The organism is Rhodococcus sp. NPDC058505 (genome assembly GCF_042720095.1).
Taxonomy (GTDB): domain Bacteria; phylum Actinomycetota; class Actinomycetes; order Mycobacteriales; family Mycobacteriaceae; genus Rhodococcus_G.
Genome location: NZ_JBHXNB010000013.1, coordinates 100,408 through 117,146, shown reverse-complemented (window position 1 = coordinate 117,146; position 16,739 = coordinate 100,408). Strand labels below are relative to the sequence as shown.

Annotated in this window: 14 protein-coding genes; 8 read left to right on the top strand and 6 right to left on the bottom strand. The window is 69.8% G+C overall.

What is annotated here, in order from left to right:
• Window positions 1–39: 39 nt before the first annotated feature.
• Window positions 40–3,012: a UPF0182 family protein gene (locus ACFWPA_RS12455; protein ID WP_378570330.1), complete on the bottom strand. Its 2,973-nt coding sequence runs from the start codon at window positions 3,010–3,012 to the stop codon at window positions 40–42.
• A gap of 135 nt (window positions 3,013–3,147) precedes the next feature.
• On the opposite strand from ACFWPA_RS12455, the gene ACFWPA_RS12450 reads away from it, so the two are divergent.
• The gene (locus ACFWPA_RS12450; protein WP_378506992.1) at window positions 3,148–3,768 is read left to right on the top strand and encodes a PPA1309 family protein; all 621 of its coding nucleotides are present in this window, start codon (window positions 3,148–3,150) and stop codon (window positions 3,766–3,768) included.
• A gap of 174 nt (window positions 3,769–3,942) precedes the next feature.
• Here ACFWPA_RS12450 and ACFWPA_RS12445 read toward each other — a convergent pair whose 3' ends face one another.
• The gene (locus tag ACFWPA_RS12445) at window positions 3,943–4,965 is read right to left on the bottom strand and encodes a PDZ domain-containing protein (RefSeq protein WP_378506991.1); all 1,023 of its coding nucleotides are present in this window, start codon (window positions 4,963–4,965) and stop codon (window positions 3,943–3,945) included.
• 109 nt (window positions 4,966–5,074) lie between these two features.
• Here ACFWPA_RS12445 and ACFWPA_RS12440 point away from each other — a divergent pair, with 109 nt between their 5' ends.
• The 3 genes from ACFWPA_RS12440 to ACFWPA_RS12430 all read left to right on the top strand — a co-directional run bounded on the left by ACFWPA_RS12440 (window position 5,075) and on the right by ACFWPA_RS12430 (window position 8,789).
• The gene (locus ACFWPA_RS12440; protein ID WP_378506990.1) at window positions 5,075–6,490 is read left to right on the top strand and encodes a zinc-dependent metalloprotease; all 1,416 of its coding nucleotides are present in this window, start codon (window positions 5,075–5,077) and stop codon (window positions 6,488–6,490) included.
• Window positions 6,491–6,588: 98 nt separating this feature from the next.
• The gene (locus ACFWPA_RS12435) at window positions 6,589–7,446 is read left to right on the top strand and encodes a hypothetical protein (RefSeq protein WP_378506989.1); all 858 of its coding nucleotides are present in this window, start codon (window positions 6,589–6,591) and stop codon (window positions 7,444–7,446) included.
• A gap of 14 nt (window positions 7,447–7,460) precedes the next feature.
• Complete coding sequence (locus ACFWPA_RS12430; RefSeq protein ID WP_378506988.1) at window positions 7,461–8,789, top strand: ABC1 kinase family protein; 1,329 nt, start codon at window positions 7,461–7,463, stop codon at window positions 8,787–8,789.
• A 15-nt stretch (window positions 8,790–8,804) separates the two neighbouring features.
• On the opposite strand, the gene ACFWPA_RS12425 is transcribed toward ACFWPA_RS12430, so the two are convergent.
• Window positions 8,805–9,422 (bottom strand): TetR/AcrR family transcriptional regulator, encoded by a 618-nt coding sequence (locus ACFWPA_RS12425; protein WP_378506987.1) that lies wholly within the window; start codon window positions 9,420–9,422, stop codon window positions 8,805–8,807.
• Window positions 9,423–9,599: 177 nt separating this feature from the next.
• Between ACFWPA_RS12425 and ACFWPA_RS12420 the strand changes: the two genes are divergently transcribed.
• The 3 genes from ACFWPA_RS12420 to ACFWPA_RS12410 are packed head-to-tail and all read left to right on the top strand — an operon-like array spanning window position 9,600 to window position 12,283.
• Window positions 9,600–10,772, top strand: a complete 1,173-nt coding sequence (locus tag ACFWPA_RS12420; RefSeq protein ID WP_378506986.1) for an aromatic ring-hydroxylating dioxygenase subunit alpha — start codon at window positions 9,600–9,602, stop codon at window positions 10,770–10,772.
• Window positions 10,773–10,809: 37 nt separating this feature from the next.
• On the top strand, window positions 10,810–11,316 hold the full coding sequence (locus tag ACFWPA_RS12415; protein ID WP_378506985.1) for a nitroreductase family deazaflavin-dependent oxidoreductase: 507 nt from the start codon (window positions 10,810–10,812) through the stop codon (window positions 11,314–11,316).
• Between the two features lie 31 nt (window positions 11,317–11,347).
• Window positions 11,348–12,283, top strand: coding sequence for an exodeoxyribonuclease III (locus tag ACFWPA_RS12410; protein ID WP_378506984.1), 936 nt, complete (start codon window positions 11,348–11,350; stop codon window positions 12,281–12,283).
• Window positions 12,284–12,341: 58 nt separating this feature from the next.
• On the opposite strand, the gene ACFWPA_RS12405 is transcribed toward ACFWPA_RS12410, so the two are convergent.
• Complete coding sequence (locus ACFWPA_RS12405) at window positions 12,342–12,629, bottom strand: WhiB family transcriptional regulator (RefSeq protein ID WP_378507052.1); 288 nt, start codon at window positions 12,627–12,629, stop codon at window positions 12,342–12,344.
• A 527-nt stretch (window positions 12,630–13,156) separates the two neighbouring features.
• Window positions 13,157–15,331 (bottom strand): ATP-dependent DNA helicase UvrD2, encoded by a 2,175-nt coding sequence (locus ACFWPA_RS12400; protein WP_378506983.1) that lies wholly within the window; start codon window positions 15,329–15,331, stop codon window positions 13,157–13,159.
• 132 nt (window positions 15,332–15,463) lie between these two features.
• On the opposite strand from ACFWPA_RS12400, the gene ACFWPA_RS12395 reads away from it, so the two are divergent.
• A complete protein-coding gene (locus ACFWPA_RS12395) occupies window positions 15,464–15,721 on the top strand; it encodes a mycoredoxin (RefSeq protein WP_378506982.1) in 258 nt (85 codons plus the stop codon).
• Window positions 15,722–15,855: 134 nt separating this feature from the next.
• Here the strand turns inward: ACFWPA_RS12395 and nudC are convergent, their stop codons facing one another.
• Entirely contained in the window at window positions 15,856–16,737 is an 882-nt protein-coding gene (gene nudC, locus ACFWPA_RS12390) for an NAD(+) diphosphatase (protein ID WP_378507051.1), read from the bottom strand.
• Between the last annotated feature and the right edge of the window lie 2 nt (window positions 16,738–16,739).

Sequence of the window (16,739 nt, the reverse complement as noted above, 5' to 3'; positions counted from 1 at the left end):
GATCGGCGGGGCGCCCTTCGTCGGCTCCGCGCCCGCCTGCTACTCGGGCAGGTTCTGGTAGTCGGTGACGGCCTTCTGCAGCCGGTCCAGCGCCGCGCCGTAGGCACCGAAGTCGCCGCTCTGCTGCGCCGACCGCACCTGAGACAGCGCCGAATCCAACTCGGAGACAACGGCGTCCCGGTCGGTTCCGCCCGGCTGCGGGGGCGCGGGCTGCGCCGCCTCCGGCTGCGGTGTCGCGGGCGCAGGCGAGGTGCCGACGGACTGCTGCTCGGTCACGGTCCCACCGGGAGCCGTTGCGGCACCACCGGTTCCGCCCTCGAACACCTGATTCAGCGCCTCGGCGAGCGTGGCGGCGTACCCGACCCGCACGCGACCCGTCGGCCCCGGCTCCTGGAAACTGACCAGGACCCTCGTCAACTGCGGGAAGCTCGCGGCGTTCGACCCGCTCCGCTCGGTGAACATCGGCTCCACGTACAGGATGCCGCCGTCGGCGATCGGCAGGGTCAGCTGGTTACCGAACTGAATCTTGTTGGCACGCTCGAGAAGCGCCTTCTCCGATGCGACTCGGGAGTCCGAGATCATCGAGTTCTGGGCCTGCGCCGGACCCTGCGTCTGCTTGTTCACCGGCAACTGGAGCACGGTGAGCTTGCCGTAGTTCTTCGGATCCGAGTCCGCGGTGATGTACGCCGACAGGAACTCGCGACGGAATCCCACCATCGGACTGGTCAACCGGAACACCGGCTCGCCGGTCTCCTCGTCACCGACAAGGACGTAGTACGGCGGCTCGTTCAGTGTCGAGCCCTCGACGGTCGGCTCGTTCGGCACCGACCAGAAGGCGTTGTTGGTGAAGAACTCGTTCGGGTCGTCGACGTGGTACTTCGCGAGCATCTCCCGCTGCACCTTGAACAGGTCCTCGGGGTACCGGAAGTGCGAGCGCAGTTCGTCGCTGACCGCGGACGGCGGCTGAACCGTGCCGGGGAACACCCCCATCCACGCCTTGAGCACCGGATCCTGCTCGTCGACCTGGTACAGCGTCACTGTGCCGTCGTACGCGTCGACGGTCGCCTTGACGGAGTTCCGGATGTAGGAGACCTCCTTGCGCGGGAGCGGTCGACCGGTGGTCTGGTCGATGCTGTCCTCCACCAACCCGTCGAGCGAGCTGCGCTGCGCGTACGGGTAGTTGTCCAGCGTGGTGTACCCGTCGACGATCCACACGATCCGGCCGTCGACCGCCGCCGGATACGCGTCACCGTCGGTGGTCAGCCACGGCGCGACGTTCTCGACGCGGGACTTCGGATCCCGGTTGAAGATGATCTTCGAGTTGGAGTCGATCACGCCGGAGAACAGGATGTTCCGTTCGGCGTACTTCGCCGCGAACGCCAACCGGTTGAACCAGTTGCCGATCGGAACGCCACCCGCACCGGTGTAGGTGTACTTCGAGTTGGTGGTGTCGTACTCGCGCGGCTGGTTCGGGTCGCCGTTGCCGACGATCGCGTAGTCGGCGTCGCCCTCCGCGATCACCTCGCCGAAGTAGATGCGCGGCTGGTCGACCTTGATGACCTGGGTGCCGTCCTGCTGCGAGGCGATGTCGCTGACCGTGTAGATCGGGTAGCCGGCGTTATTCGAGGTGTCCTGGGTGGGGTCGAGCACCGGCGCGGTCACCCGGTTCGCGGGCGCAGCGACCAGCCCGTCGCCGTGGGTGTAGACGGTGTGCTTGTTGATCCAGTCCGTCTGGTTGCCCTGCAGGTTGTTCGGGGACAGCTCCCGTGCCGCGACGATGTAGTCCCGCTTCTCCCCGGCGAGCTCGTACCGGTCGATGTCGAGCGTCGGCGGGAAGCCGTAGAAGTTCTGCCGCTGCTGCTGCTGGGTGAACGTCGGCGACAGCACGTTGGGGTCGAGCAGTCGGGCGTTCGCGATCGTGGTGACGTCGGCTGGCACATCCCGCGGCGCCTGCGTCGCGTCACCGCTGTACGGCTGATAGGTGACCTTGTCGTCGGAGATGCCGTACGCCTGCCGGGTGGCCTGGATGTTGCGCTCGATGTACGGGCTTTCCTTCTGCGCGGCGTTCGGCTTCACCGAGAACTGCTCGATCAGCAGCGGGTACACCGCACCGACCAGGATCGAGGACAGCACCAGCAGCGCGGTCGCCAGCGCGGGAATACGCATGTCCCGCATGAAGATCACCGCGAAGAACGCGAGCGCGCAGATCACCGCGATCGCGAGCAGGATCAGCTTCGCGGGCAGCACCGCGTTGGTGTCCGTGAATCCGGCGCCGGTGAACGTGGGTTCCTTGCGGCTGCTCGACAGCAACGAATACCTGTCCAACCAGTACGCGACCGCCTTGAGGAGGACGAACGTCCCGGCCAACACGGCCAACTGGATGCGCGCGGCCTTCGTCAGCGCGCCCTCGTGACCGGACAACCGCAGGCCGCCGAAGACGTAGTGGGTCACCAGGTTCGCGAAGAACGCGATCAGCACGGCGACGAACAGCCAGTTCAGCACCAGCCGGTAGAACGGCAGGTCGAACGCGTAGAAGCCGACGTCGAGGTTGAACTGCGGATCGTGCTGTCCGAAGTCGCCGCCGTGCAGGAACATCTGCACGGCAACCCAACTGGACTGCGCGACCAACCCGGCCAGCACGCCGATCACGATCGGCACCACCACCCCGAACAGCCGGAGCCTGCTCATCACCGTCGTCCGGTAGCGGGCAATCGGATCGTTGGGGCCCGCCGCAGGCACGAACACCGGGCGCGATCGGTACGCGAGCAGCAGCGCCCCGAACACCGCGCCGCCGACGAGCAACGCGACGGCGAGGAACAGCAGTATCCGGGTGACCAGCACCGTCGTGAAGACGCCGCGGAACCCGACCTCACCGAACCAGAGCCAGCTCGTGTAGGTCTCGATCAGGCGCGGCCCGATCAGCAGCAGCACCGCCGCAACGAGCGCCAGTACCAACAGGACTCGGCTTCGTCTTGACAGCGAAGGTAATCCGGTGGGGGGCCGCATGCCCACGTGTCACGCTCCGGGGGTCGGGCGGCGCGCCGGGCGAGCCGCAGGGTGTTTTGTCCCACTCTACGTGGGAGCACCGAGGCCGACCGGCGTCGTCCGGGTTGTCCGGGTCCCTCCTGCTGGTGCGAGGATGGCGGGGTGAACGACTTCGACGGCACCCCCCATCCTGCCCGGATCTCCGCCGACGCGCTGCCCCGGTGCGTGCAGGAGGTCGCCGGTCACGTGGATCCCGACGGGTGGGGGCAGCCGCCCCGAATGTTCGCGCTCGTCCCGACCGCCGCGATCGCGGTCGCCGAACCCCACCTGATCGACCAACTCGAGGCTGGCTCCGAACTCACCCCGATCGAGCAGCATCCCCTCCCCGACGACCTGCACGGCACCGGCACCGCCATCGAGGAGTACCTCGGCACCACCAGTTGGTCCGAGGGGGTGGCCGGGTGCCTGCTCGTCCAGGAGATTCTGGTGCTCCCCCCGGCCGCATCCGAGGAGCTGAACTCCGCCGTGTCCGCCGCGCTCGCCGGCGACAACCCGGCCGACGACGTCATCCGGGCGTCGGCCGGTGCGCATCCCGAGCGCCGTGCGGCCCGACTGTTCGCCGCCGTCCTCCGTGACGGACGGTCCGAGTGCGCCCTCGCGCTGGCGCCGGACGAGGACGACGACCCGTTCGCCGAGCCGGAGCTGCGGACCGGGGAAAACCTGGCCCCCGGCCTGGTGCACGCCCTGCACGCAACGTTCGAGGCCACCGACGACGACTGGTGACCCGCACACCCGCCCCCGCACCGCACCGCCCCGCCTGACCCGCCTGACCCGCCTGCCCCGCCTGACCCGCCTGCCCCGCCTGACCGAATGTGGGATTCGGTCACATCAAGTGACCAAATCCCACATTCGGTCAGAGGGCGGGTGTGCGAGGCGAGGCGAGCTGGGGTGGGCGGGTCAGCAGGAGGGCGCGTCGCCGCCCGCGTTCAGCGAGTCCAGCGCGTCGACCGCGCCGGTGAGGTCGTCGACCCGCACCAGCCGCAGCCCGTCCGGTGTCCGTTGGGCGGCCTCGTCACAGTTCTTCGACGGCACCAGGAACGTCGTCGCCCCGGCCTCCCGCGCCGCGATCAGCTTGTACTGGATACCGCCGATCGGCCCGACGTCGCCGTCCGAGTCGATGGTCCCGGTTCCGGCGACGAAACCACCGCCGTTGAGCTCGCCAGGGGACAGCTTGTCGATCACCGCGAGGGTGAACATCAGGCCTGCCGACGGACCACCGACCTCGGCGAGGTTGAAGTCGACGGTGAACGGCACCTCGGGGATCTCGGTGGGGGTGACGCCCAGGTAGCCCACCTCGGTATGCCCGGGCCGGGCACCGAGCGTGACCGGCACCGTCACCGGCCCACCGTCGCGGTCGACGACGATCGGCGCGACGGTGCCCGGGGCGAGGTCGGCGACGGCACGCTGGACGTCCCCGACCGTCTGCACCGGCACCCCGTCGACACTCACGATGCGGTCGCCGACCCGGAGCAGATCGTGGGACGGTCCGTCGTCCGCGACATCCGAGATTTCCAATGCCACCGGCAGGTCAAGGAAGTGCAGCGCGGCGAGTTCCGCGGACTCCTCGGACTGCGCGAAGTCGGCGGCGTTCTCCTGCTGCACCTCGTCGCGACTGCGGTCGGCCGGGTACACCTCCTCGCGGGGCACGAGGCCGTGCCTGCCGCTGAGCCAGAACCCGAACGCGTCGAAAATGGTCAGTCCGTCGCGGACCGACACGGTGGTCATGTTCAGGTTGCCGGAGGTCGGGTCCAGCTCGGTGCCCTCGATGTCGATCACCGGCTTGCCCTCGACCTCGCCGAGGGTGTTGAAGGTCGGACCCGGCCCCAGCGCGACGAACGGCACCTGAACGACCGTCCCGAGCCCGAGTAGCGCCGCGACCGGCACCAGCGCCGCGACCAGGGTCAGCATCCGTCGATTCACCCGGCCCAGCGTAGAGGTCGACGACCGGTGTGACCGCCATCAGGGCGTGTTCGCGCTCGGCGTGATTTCCGCGGCACCCCCCGCCATCGATGCCTTGTACCGTTGACGTATGAGCAATCCGCCGTTTGGCTTCTCCAACTCCGACGACGACCCCGACCGCGACAAGAATTCCGGTGGCGGTCCGACCGGGCCCGGCGGGATGCCGTTCGGCTTCAACACCGGGGGATTCAACCCGGACGGTGCCAACGCGGCGGGCGGGTTCGATCCGGCCGCGCTCGGGCAGATGCTGACCCAGTTCGGGCAAATGCTCAGTGGGATGGGCAGCGCGATGGGCACCGGCGGCCAGTCCGGACCGGTGAACTACGAGGTCGCGAAGAAGCTGGCGATGCAGCAGATCGGTTCGGTCACCCCGGTCACGGCGGGCGCGGCGTCCGCGGTCACCGACGCCGCGCACCTCGCCGAGGTCTGGCTCGACGGTGCGACGACGCTGCCCGCTGGCGCGACCCGGACGGTGGCGTGGACCCCGGTCGAGTGGCTCGAGAACACCCTCGACACCTGGAAGCGGCTGTGCGATCCGGTCGCGGAGCAGGTGTCGGGCATGTGGGTGTCCGGGCTGCCGGAGGAGGCGCGGCAGATGGCCGGGCCGATGCTCGGCATGATCGGTCAGATGGGCGGGCTGGCGTTCGGTTCGCAGCTCGGGCAGGCGCTCGGGCAGTTGGCCTCCGAGGTGTTGACGTCGACCGATGTGGGGCTTCCGCTCGGCCCGACCGGTGTCGCGGCCCTGATGCCTGCCGCGGTGGAGAAGTTCAGTGAGGGTCTTGAGCAGCCCGACCGCGAGGTTCTGGTGTTCCTCGCGGCGCGGGAGGCAGCGCATCAGCGACTGTTCGTGCACGTGCCGTGGCTGCGGCAGCGACTGCTCGCGACGGTCGAGGAGTATGCGCGGGGCATCAAGATGGACTTCTCGGCGATCGAGGAGGCCGCGCAGGGCCTGGACCCGAGCGCGCTGACCGACCCGTCGAAGCTGGAGGAACTGCTCGCGCAGGGCAGCTTCGAGCCGCAGACGACCCCGGAGCAGAAGCAGGCCCTTGAGCGATTGGAGACGCTCCTCGCCCTGATCGAGGGTTGGGTGGAGGTCGTCGTGGCGCAGGCGCTCGGTGACCGGCTGCCCGGCGTCGCGGCGCTGAGTGAGACGCTGCGCCGCCGCCGCGCGACCGGCGGCCCTGCGGAGCAGACCTTCGCCACCCTGGTCGGGCTCGAATTGCGTCCCCGTAAGGTCCGTGAGGCCGCGCAGCTGTGGCGTCTGATCGGTGACGCCGCTGGCGCGGACGGCCGGGACGGGGTGTGGGCCCACCCCGACCTGCTTCCCGATTCGAGTGACCTGGACAACCCGGCCGGGTTCGTCGACCGGGTCGTCGGCGGCGGCACCAGCACATTCGACGATCCGATCGCGCAGCTTGAGGCGCTGCAGGCCCGTGAGCGTGAGGAGCGGGGCGACACCGATTCCCCCGACTCCCCGAACACCTAGCGCGCGGAGCCGGATTCCCAGGTCAGCGCCGCGCCGGCCTGTGGATAACCCCGTCCACTGGGCGGCAGGCAAGGGGTGGGTGCTGGCACGCTGACCGCATGTCGCCCGTTGCCACCCGCCCGCTGACCGGCCCCCGACTCGACCCGTGGACCCCGGTCCTGATCCGCCCCAGCGGAACGCTGCAGGTCGGGTGGAACCCGGAGACGGCGCTGCTGGTGCGGCCCCCCACCGGGGTCACGGCCGAGACGGTCGCGTCCCTGCTGCGCCTGCTCGACGGCAGCCGCAGCCACACCGAGATCGCCTGGCAGGCGAACCGGGCCGGTATCGACAGCGCCGACATCGGCCGGATCCTCACCGAATTGACCGGCGTGGGCGCGCTGCTCCCGCAGCGCCGGGAACCGACGGTGCGCGAGGTGCACCTGCACGGCCGCGGACCGCTGGCCGACGGCATCGCCGCGGCCCTGTCCGATGGCCGGATCAGGGTGGGCCGGTCGGTCCCGGACCGCGCGGGCCCCGAGTTGCCTGCGGGGCGGGCCGACTGCGTGGTGCTCACCGACGAACTGGTGACGGAACCGAGCACCGTCGCGGCGCTGATGTCCGCGGGGACGGCGCACCTGCCGGTCCGTCTCCGGGACGGGCGCGGCGTCGTCGGGCCGCTGGTACTGCCGGGACGGACCAGCTGCCTGCGCTGCGCCGACCTGCACCGCACCGGCGTCGACCCCGAGTGGCCGCACCTGGCGGCGCAGCTGCTGGGGCGGGTCGGGGCAGCAGCTCCGGCGACGGTGCTCGCGACGGTGGCCCTCGCCGTCAGCGAGGTGACGACCCTGGTTGATGGCGATCCGGCCCGACCGCCCGCCAGCCTGGACACCACCCTCGAGTTCGACCTCCGGTCGCCGACGTTGGTCCGGCGACGGTGGCGAGCACACCCGGACTGCGGTTGCCGAGCGGCGGACTAGGGCATGATTGGTGGGTGCCCGACATTCCCCGCCGCAGCTCAGCCCGCACCGCCAAACTGGCGAGCATCCCGTTGGGAATCGCGGGCCGCGCCGCCGTCGGATTCGGCCGCAAACTCGCCGGTGGGGACCGGGAGGAGATCGACGCGAAACTGACCCAGCAGGCCGCGGAGCAGCTGTTCAGCGTGCTCGGCGAACTCAAGGGCGGCGCAATGAAGCTCGGTCAGGCGCTGAGCGTGATGGAGGCGGCCGTCCCCGAGGAATTCGCCGAACCGTATCGGGACGCGTTGACGAAGCTGCAGGCCGAGGCGCCGCCACTGCCCGCGAAGAAGGTGCACCGGGTCCTCGACACCCAGCTGGGCACCCGGTGGCGGGAACGGTTCACCAGCTTCGACGACGCCCCGACCGCGTCGGCAAGCATCGGTCAGGTGCATCGCGCGGTGTGGTCAGACGGCCGGGACGTCGCGGTGAAGGTCCAGTACCCGGGCGCCGACGAGGCGCTGCGCGCCGACCTGAAGACGCTGTCCCGGATGGCGGGAATGTTCGCGGCGGTGATGCCGGGGGCGGACATCAAGCCGGTGCTCGACGAGCTGAGCGCCCGGACCGAGGACGAGCTGGACTACCGGATCGAGGCGAACAACCAGCGGGCGTTCGCCGCCGAGTTCGACGCGGACCCGCAGTTCGCGATCCCGAAGGTGGTGGCCAGCTCGCCGAAGGTCGTGATCACCGAGTGGATGGACGCGACACCGCTGTCGGCGATCATCGGCAGCGGCACCCTCGAGCAGCGCAACACGGCTGGCGCGCGGCTCGCCGAGTTCCACTTCGCGTCGCCTGCCCGGGTTGGGCTGCTGCACGGCGATCCGCATCCGGGCAATTTCATGCTGTGCGATGACGGCCGACTCGGCATCCTCGACTACGGCGCCTGCGCGGCGATGCCCGGCGGGCTGCCGCCGGTGCTGGGGCGGATGGTGCGGCTGGCGCTCGAGGAACGATTCGACGAGCTGACGGAGTTGTTGCGCGCCAACGGGTTCGTGCTCCCCGGCCGGACCGTCACCGAGGCCGAGATCGCGAACTACCTGCGACCGTTCACCGATCCGATCCACACCGAGTCGTTCCACTTCACCCGGGCCTGGCTGCAGCGCGCCGCGGGCACCGCGACCGACTTTTCGTCGGAACATTTCCGGACCGCACGGGCACTGAACCTGCCGCCCGAGTACGCGATGATCTTCCGGGTGCTGCTCGGCTCGGTGGGGATCTGCGCGCAACTCGACGCGGAGGCCCCATACATGGGGATCCTCACGCGGTGGCTGCCCGGCTTCACCGAGGACGTGCGGCGAGCTGAGTAGGGACCCGATTTCCGATCAGGGCACCCGGGCCTCGGACCGCATTCGATCTACCGCTGGCGCGACCCATTTCCGCAGATATGTCCGGAGATCGGCGCCGCTGCGAGGCGGTCGGCCGGGGTCGATGACGAACGACTGCACGATGCGGAGCATGTGCTCGACCAACTCGTCGAGCTGCGCGCCGGCCAGTCCTGCCTGCGTCCAGTCGACGGCGAACCGTTCGAGGATCGACCGGCCGAACGCGAGCGCGGCGTCTGAGGTGACGCCGGCCGAGAAGGCGCTGGCCCGGCCGGGCGCGAGCACCATGTTCAGGTACGTTTCCTCGGGTATCTGCTCGAGGGTGTAGGCGATGCCCTCGACGACGGCTTCGGCGGGGTCGCCGATACCGCCAAGGTGCGCGGCGAGCAGGTCGAGAAACGGTCCGGCCTGAGCGATCACGGTCGCGCCGAGCAGCGCCTCCGTGGTCGGGAAGTACCGGTAGACGGTCTGCCTCGTGACACCGAGATCCCGCGCAACCTCCGTGATGCTGACGTCGCCACCCGATCGGTCCAGGGCGCGACGGGCCGCCGCGAGGATTCGGGCAACGGCCTCGTCGTCGTCGGCCGGTGTTGCCCCCGACCAACCGTGAGTGCGCATCGGCCCGTCTCCCGTCCCGCCCAGCCAGTGTCGGTCGAACCCTACCCGCGCGCGACCCACCGACACGGACCCGGCAACGCGACTCGGATTCCCGGAAAACACAGACCGTACAGACTGGCTTCGTTGTATGGTCTCGGTCACAGCGGCCCACCCGGGCGCGGGAAGGGACACCAGACGATGACCACACCACCCGATACCCGTCGGTCCGACCCGACGGACGACCTCACCCGGCGCGCGCTGCGGCATGTCATGGCAGGCACGACCGACATGGCGGAGACACCGCTGCGCGTGCCCTTGCACTACTACCGGGACCCGAAGCTCACCGAGGTCGAGGAGGCGCAGATCCTGCGCCGCACTCCCCTCGCGATCGTCCCCACCGCCCAGATCGGAGGACCGGACGACTACGTCGTCCGCAGCGTTCTCGGCGACTCCCTGCTCGTCACCCGGGACGGATCCGGCACCGCACACGTCTTCCTCAACTACTGCCGACACCGCGGCGCCATGCCCGCCTGCGGTTCCGGCAATGCGACCCGGTTCACCTGCCCCTATCACGCCTGGACCTACAAGAACACCGGGAAACTGGTCGGCGTGCCCGGCAAGGAGGGCTTCACCGGCATGGAGCGGTCGGAGTACGGACTGGTGGAACTCCCCAGCCAGGAGAAGTACGGATTCGTCTGGGCGGTGCTGACCGCAGGCGAATCCATCGACGTGGACACACATCTCGGCCCGATGGGCCCGGAACTGGCGCGGTTCGACTACCACTCCTACGGCTACCACGACGAGCGCGAGTTCGAGTCGGACGTGAGCTGGAAGGGCGCCCTCGAGGCGTTCGCGGAGAGCTACCATTTTCCCTTCGTCCACTCCGAGAGCGTGATCGGCCAGAACACCGTGGCCAACACCTCGATTCACGACGCGTTCGGCAGGCATCACCGAATGGGCTTCCCGTTCAACTGGATCGCCGACCTGGACACCAACCCGCAGGGATCGTGGGACCCGTCGGCGAACATGGGCGTGATCTACTGGATCTACCCCAACCTCATCCTGGCGAACAGCCCGGTCGGCGTCGAGATCCTCGACATGCTCCCCGCAGGCGCCCCGACGCGGTGCACTCTTCGCCACAGCTGGATGGCCCGCATTCCCGCGACCACGGACGACCAACGCGACCTGTACGACACCGTCTTCGCACAGGTGCACGGCGCGGTCCGCGACGAGGACTTCGCGATGTTGCCGCAGTGCGGGGAGGGTGTGCGGCGCGGCCAGCACGACCACATGATCATCGGCCGCAACGAGATCGGCGTCCAACACATGATCAAGACGTTCGCCGCCGAACTCGGCGTGGCACTTGGTTGAGGTCGACGCCCCGCGACCCACGAAGGAGGAGGCACCAGTGAACGTATCGTCCGCACGCGCCACCCCACCACGACCCCGGCAACTCGACTCCCCCGTCCTGCCCCGGATCTTCAAGCACGTCGGCCGGTGCCAGGTGTGGCTCTACCGCCGGACAGGAGGGCGCATCGGGGGACGATGGCGTATCGGCGCCGGATTCCGCAAGCCGGTTCCGACCCTCCTGCTCGAGCACCGGGGCCGCACGTCCGGCGCCCGGTACACGACACCGTTGCTGTACATCGAGGACGGACCGGACGTCGTCGTTGTCGCGTCGCAGGGCGGGCTGCCGAAGCATCCGCAGTGGTACCGCAACCTGTGCGCGAACCCGGACGCACGCGTCCAGATCGGCAGGCAGCATCGCGACGTCATTGCGGCCACGGCCGACACCGGGCAGCGTGCCCGGCTGTGGCCACAGCTCGTCGACGCCTATGCCGACTTCGACACCTACCAGTCGTGGACCGAACGGGAGATCCCGGTCGTCGTTCTTCGGCCCCGCTCCCCCGGATGACCGCGTGGGCTGCTGCCTAGACTGGGCGATCGTGCGGATTGCGACGTTCAACATCAACGGTATTCGGGCCGCCCAGCGCCGCGGATTCGAGCAGTGGCTGCACGAGCGGGAGCCCGACGTGCTCGCGTTGCAGGAGATGCGATCGCGGGCGGCGACGATCCCGCCCGGCGTGTTCGGCGGATATCACCTGTCCTACGACGAGGGCACGCTGGCCGGGCGGAACGGCGTCGCGATCCTGACCAGGCGTGCCCCCGCCGCGGTCCGGACATGGAGCGGCACCGCGCTGGTGCGGGCGCCGGGTGAGGTGCACACCGACCCCGTCGATCTCGACCCGGTCCCCCTCGCCAGGGGTCTGCGCGAGTTCGCCGACCAGGGCCGCTACATCGAGGTGGACCTCGCCGACGCCCCAATCACCGTCGCGTCCCTGTACCTCCCGAAGGGCGGCCTGCCCGCGCACCTGCAGAAGCCGGGGCGCATGCGCGAGCAACCCGACGGGGGCGCCCGGTATGACCGGAAGATGCGCTTCCTCGACGCGTTCGCCCGGCAGCTGACGCGCTCCCGCCGGGACGCGGGGGCCCGCGGCCGGGAACTGCTGCTGCTGGGCGATCTGAACATCGCGCACACCCGGCGCGACGTGCGGAACTGGCGGACCAGCAGCCGGTCCGAGGGGTTCCTCCCCGAGGAACGCGACTGGTTCTCGTCGATCCTGTCGCCGCGCACCCTGGTGGACGTCGTGCGCGGCCTGCACCCCGACGTCGACGGACCGTACTCGTGGTGGTCGTGGCTGGGGCAGTCGTTCGACCGGGACACCGGATGGCGGATCGACTACCACCTGGCGACCCCGCGACTCGCCGCGGCGGCGGTGGCCGCAGGCACCGACCGCGAGGCGGCAGCGGAGCTGCGGATGAGCGATCACGCCCCCGTCGTCGTCGACTACGACCGGAGCCGCCTGCCCCTCGCCCCCTGACCGAGTGAACGGAAGCGTTCAGTCGATCTGATCGACTGAACGGTCCGTTCACTCGGAGTCAGGCGCAAACGGCGATCTTCCGGGGCCGCCCGCGCGGCCGTTTGCGGGCGATCACCACACCGTGGTCGAGGATCTCCCCGCCCCACACCCCCCAGGGTTCCGCGCGGTCGAGGGCGGCGCTCAGGCATCGGGCCCGGATCGGGCATTCGGCGCACAGGGACTTGGCCTGTTCCAATTCGGCGGGGGTCTCCCCGAACCACAGGTCGGGGTTCGCGGCACGGCACGGTAATTCGGTTGCACGGCTGGGCAATTCGCGCAGCACCGGCCCGGCGGTGGTGGGTTCGATGTTGGTGCGGACTGTCGCGGTGGACACGTCGTGCTCCTTACGGACTGGTCGATGGGTTCGGGATGCGAGCCTGCGACCTGTCCTGGAGCGTCCGCCCCGGAGGGAGATACTCGAAAACACGAAAGGCCACGGTCCGCTGGGCGTCCGTGGCCGGTGAGGAGAGTGCTACCGAGGGCGAGCTCGGAGAGCGATCCGGGGCACGGACGACAGGGCTGCTGCATGTGCGCGACGGCGAAGGACACGCTTCGGCGCCTCCGCCCACATGGCGGCGGGCAGGTGAGCGGCGCCGCCGATTGATGCCGACGGCAGGGGACGCTGGGCGACCACCGCGCAGTGCTGCACGCTGCTGATCCGATCGATCATGGTTCCGATCACCTCCCTTGCTCTTCGAGACGACAACGTCGTCCGTGCGGTCCCGCCGATGCCGGGCATCGGGGGCTGGCCGTGACGGCAGGCCGAAGCCCGCGACGTCGGAATCCAGGGTAAGCGGTCCCGACGGAACCACACAACCCATTTTTGACCTGCGGTTACATGCCTTCGATGAGGGACTGCTGCGCGACGGACCGCGGGTTCTCCCCCCGCACCACCGCAAGGACGTCCGCACCAAACCGTTCGAGCTTCTTCGCGCCGATCCCCGGAATCGTGACGAGCGCGCGGTCGTCGACGGGCTGCTGCTCGGCGATCGCGGTCAACGTGGTGTCGCTGAACACCACGTAGGCGGGCACCTTCAACTCCTTCGCCTTCTCCAGCCGCCACGTCTTAAGCGAGTCGAACAGGGCCGCGTCGAGGTTCGACGGGCAGGTCTCGCACCGTCCGAGCATCGTCGCCGCGGTGCCGAGGAGCTGCTTGCCGCACACCCGGCAGCGGGGGCGCTTCTTCTGCGCTGCCGGCGCCGCGATCCGCGACGCCGGTGAGTCGTCGGGGATCAGTCCGAGCAGGAAGCGGGACCGCCGTCGGGATCGGCGACCGCCCTCGGCGCGCGCCAGCGCCCACGAGAGCTGGAGGTGTTCGCGAGCCCGGGTGACGCCGACGTACAGCAGCCGGCGTTCCTCCTCCACCGCCGCCTCGTCCGGCGGCGTGGTCTTGTCCCCCAGCGCGTGTTGGATCGGGAGGGTTCCGTCGGCGAGGCCGACCAGGAACACCGCGTCCCACTCGAGCCCCTTCGCGGCGTGCAGTGACGCCAAGGTCACCCCCTGCACGGTCGGAGGGTGCCGGGCCTCGGCACGCGCCGCCAGGTCGCGGAGCAGCCCGGCCAGATCCAGGTCCGGCTGGTGGGCCAGCAGTTCCTCGGTCAGCGCGACGAGGGCGGTCAGCGACGCCCACTTCTCACGGGCCTGCGCGCCCGCGGGCTCGGTGTCCGTCAGGCCCATCGGCACCAGCACCGCACGCACGAGGGTCACCAGCACGTCGCCGCGGTCCGCGCCCTCGGGCAGATCCTCCCGCGCCGCGGCCTGCCGCAGCGCGTTCACCGCCTGCCGCACCTCCGGGCGGGTGAAGAAGCCCTCCCCGCCGCGCACCTGGAACGGGATCCCCAGTTCCGTCAGCGCCTGCTCGTGCACCTCCGACTGCGCGTTGATCCGGTACAGCACCGCGATCTCCGCCGCAGGCACGCCCGACTCGATCAGCTTCTTGATCGACGCGGCGACCGCCGCCGCCTCGGCCGGTTCGTCGTCGAACTCGACGAACGTCGGGTCCGGTCCGCTCGGGCGCTGACCGATCAGTTGCAGGCGGGTGCCCGCGATCCGGCCGCGGGCCGCGCCGATCACCCGGTTCGCGAGGGACACCACCTCGGGGGTGGACCGGTAGTCGCGCTCGAGCCGGACGACGGTCGCCTCCGGGAAGCGGCGGGAGAAGTCGAGCAGGTGCCGCGGCGACGCACCCGTGAACGAATAGATCGTCTGATTCGCGTCACCGACGACGGTGAGGTCATCCCGCTCGCCGAGCCACGCGTCGAGGACCCGCTGCTGCAGCGGTGTCACGTCCTGGTACTCGTCGACGACGAAGCAGCGGTACCGGTCCCGGAACTCCTCCGCGACGGCGGCATGATCCTCAAGCGCGGCGGCGGTGTGCAGCAGCAGGTCGTCGAAGTCGAGCAACATCGTCTCGCCGCGCAGCTTGAGCGACTCGTAGGACGCGTACACCTGCGCGACCTTCGCCGCGTCGGCGGGCGGTTCGCGGCGCGTCCGGGCCGCGGCCGCCGGGTAGTCCTCCGGGGCCACCAACGACGCCTTCGACCATTCGATCTCCCCCGCCAGGTCCCGCACGCTCTCGGTGGTGGTGGGCAGTCCCGCACGGTTCGCGGCCTGCGCGACAACCGCAAACTTCCGGTCCAGCAGTTCCCACTGGGCGTCGCCGACCACCTGCGGCCAGAAATACCGCAGCTGCCGCAGCGCCGCCGCATGGAAGGTGCGGGCCTGCACCTGACTCGCGCCGTCCCCGATGCCGAGGCCCCGCAGCCGCTCCCGCATCTCGCCCGCCGCGCGGGCGGTGAACGTCACCGCCAGCACCTGCCCGGCCGCGACGTGGCCGTCCGCAACGAGTCGAGCGATCCGATGCGTGATGGTGCGGGTCTTGCCCGTCCCGGCACCGGCGAGCACGCAGACCGGTCCCCGCGGTGCAAGCACGGCCGCCGACTGCTGCGGGTCCAGACCCTCGACGGTGCCACCGGGTTCCCGAACGCTCGCAGACATGCCACCCATCATGGCAGGACCAACCGACAGACCCGATCCGCCTGCGGCAACCGTGCGCGATTTTCACCCCCATTGGGGTAAGGATCACTCACGGCGGCGGAGCCGCACGGAACAATCCGGCGAGACCGTGGTGTTATATGCCACGTGACCGCAACCGAGACCGCCCCCGCCCTGACCATGTACTCCACCACCTGGTGCGGGTACTGCCGCCGCCTGAAGAAGCAGCTGGACGAGAACGGCATCAGCTACGTCGAGGTCGACATCGAGCACGATCCCGCCTCCGCCGAGTTCGTGGGAAGCGTCAACGGCGGCAACCACGTCGTCCCGACGGTGAAGTTCGCGGACGGCACGACGGCCACCAACCCCACCCTGGCCGACGTGAAGAAGATCCTCGGCGTCTGAGCGGACGCCCGCACCACCGTCGACAACGGATGGCCGCCTCGATCGGAGGCGGCCATCGGCATTCACAGAGACCGGATGCCAGCGAGTTGGCCACGCCGGCGGTGCCGGCTATTTGGCCACGCCGGCGGTGCTGGCTATTTTGCCCACGCCTCGATCATCCCGCGGGCGATGGACACCGAGCCGGGAACGAGCAACCGCGCCTCCTCCGGCGACGACCAGTCTCCGAGGGCGAGGGCGTCACGAACCTCGTCCCGCGAGAACCAGTGCGCCTCCGCGATCTCCCCGTCGGTGAAGGCCAGCGGGGCTTCCGGGTCAGCGATGGCGGAGAAGCCGATCATCACCGATCGGGGGAACGGCCACGGTTGACTTCCGAGGTAGTGGATGTCCCGGACCGCGAGGCCGACCTCCTCCTCGATTTCCCGCGCGACGCACGCCTCAAGGGACTCCCCGGCCTCAACGAACCCGGCGAGCACCGAGAACCGGCGATCCGGCCACATTCCGTTGCGCGCCAACAGGACTCGGTCTGCGCCGTCGTGCACCAGGCAGATCACCGCTGGATCGGTGCGGGGAAACTCCTCGTGTCCGGTGCTGCTGCTGTGCCGGGACCACCCCGACATCGTCGGTTCCGTCGGGGACCCATCGATCGCACTGAATCCGGCGCCGTCATGCCAGTTCAGGATCGCGACCGCGGTGGTCAGCAGTCCGGCACTCGCGTCGTCGAGCCGATGACCGATCATCCGGAGGTCGGCGAGCTGACCGGTCATCGCGGGGACCCGCACCGCCCACAGGTGCTTGCCCTCCCGACGTCCGAGGAACACCGCGCCGGGGACCGGCTCCGCGCCGAGCGCCGCCGCCGGTTCGAGCACCAGGTCCGCACCGTCGACGCGAGCCTGTCCGCGATGGGTGATCCGCAGCAGCAACGCGTCCGCCCACCCGGCCCGCAACGCGTCGACATCGGAACGCAGTTCCTCCGCTCGATCGAGCGCCGAACGCGACAACAACGGGACCTCGGTCATCT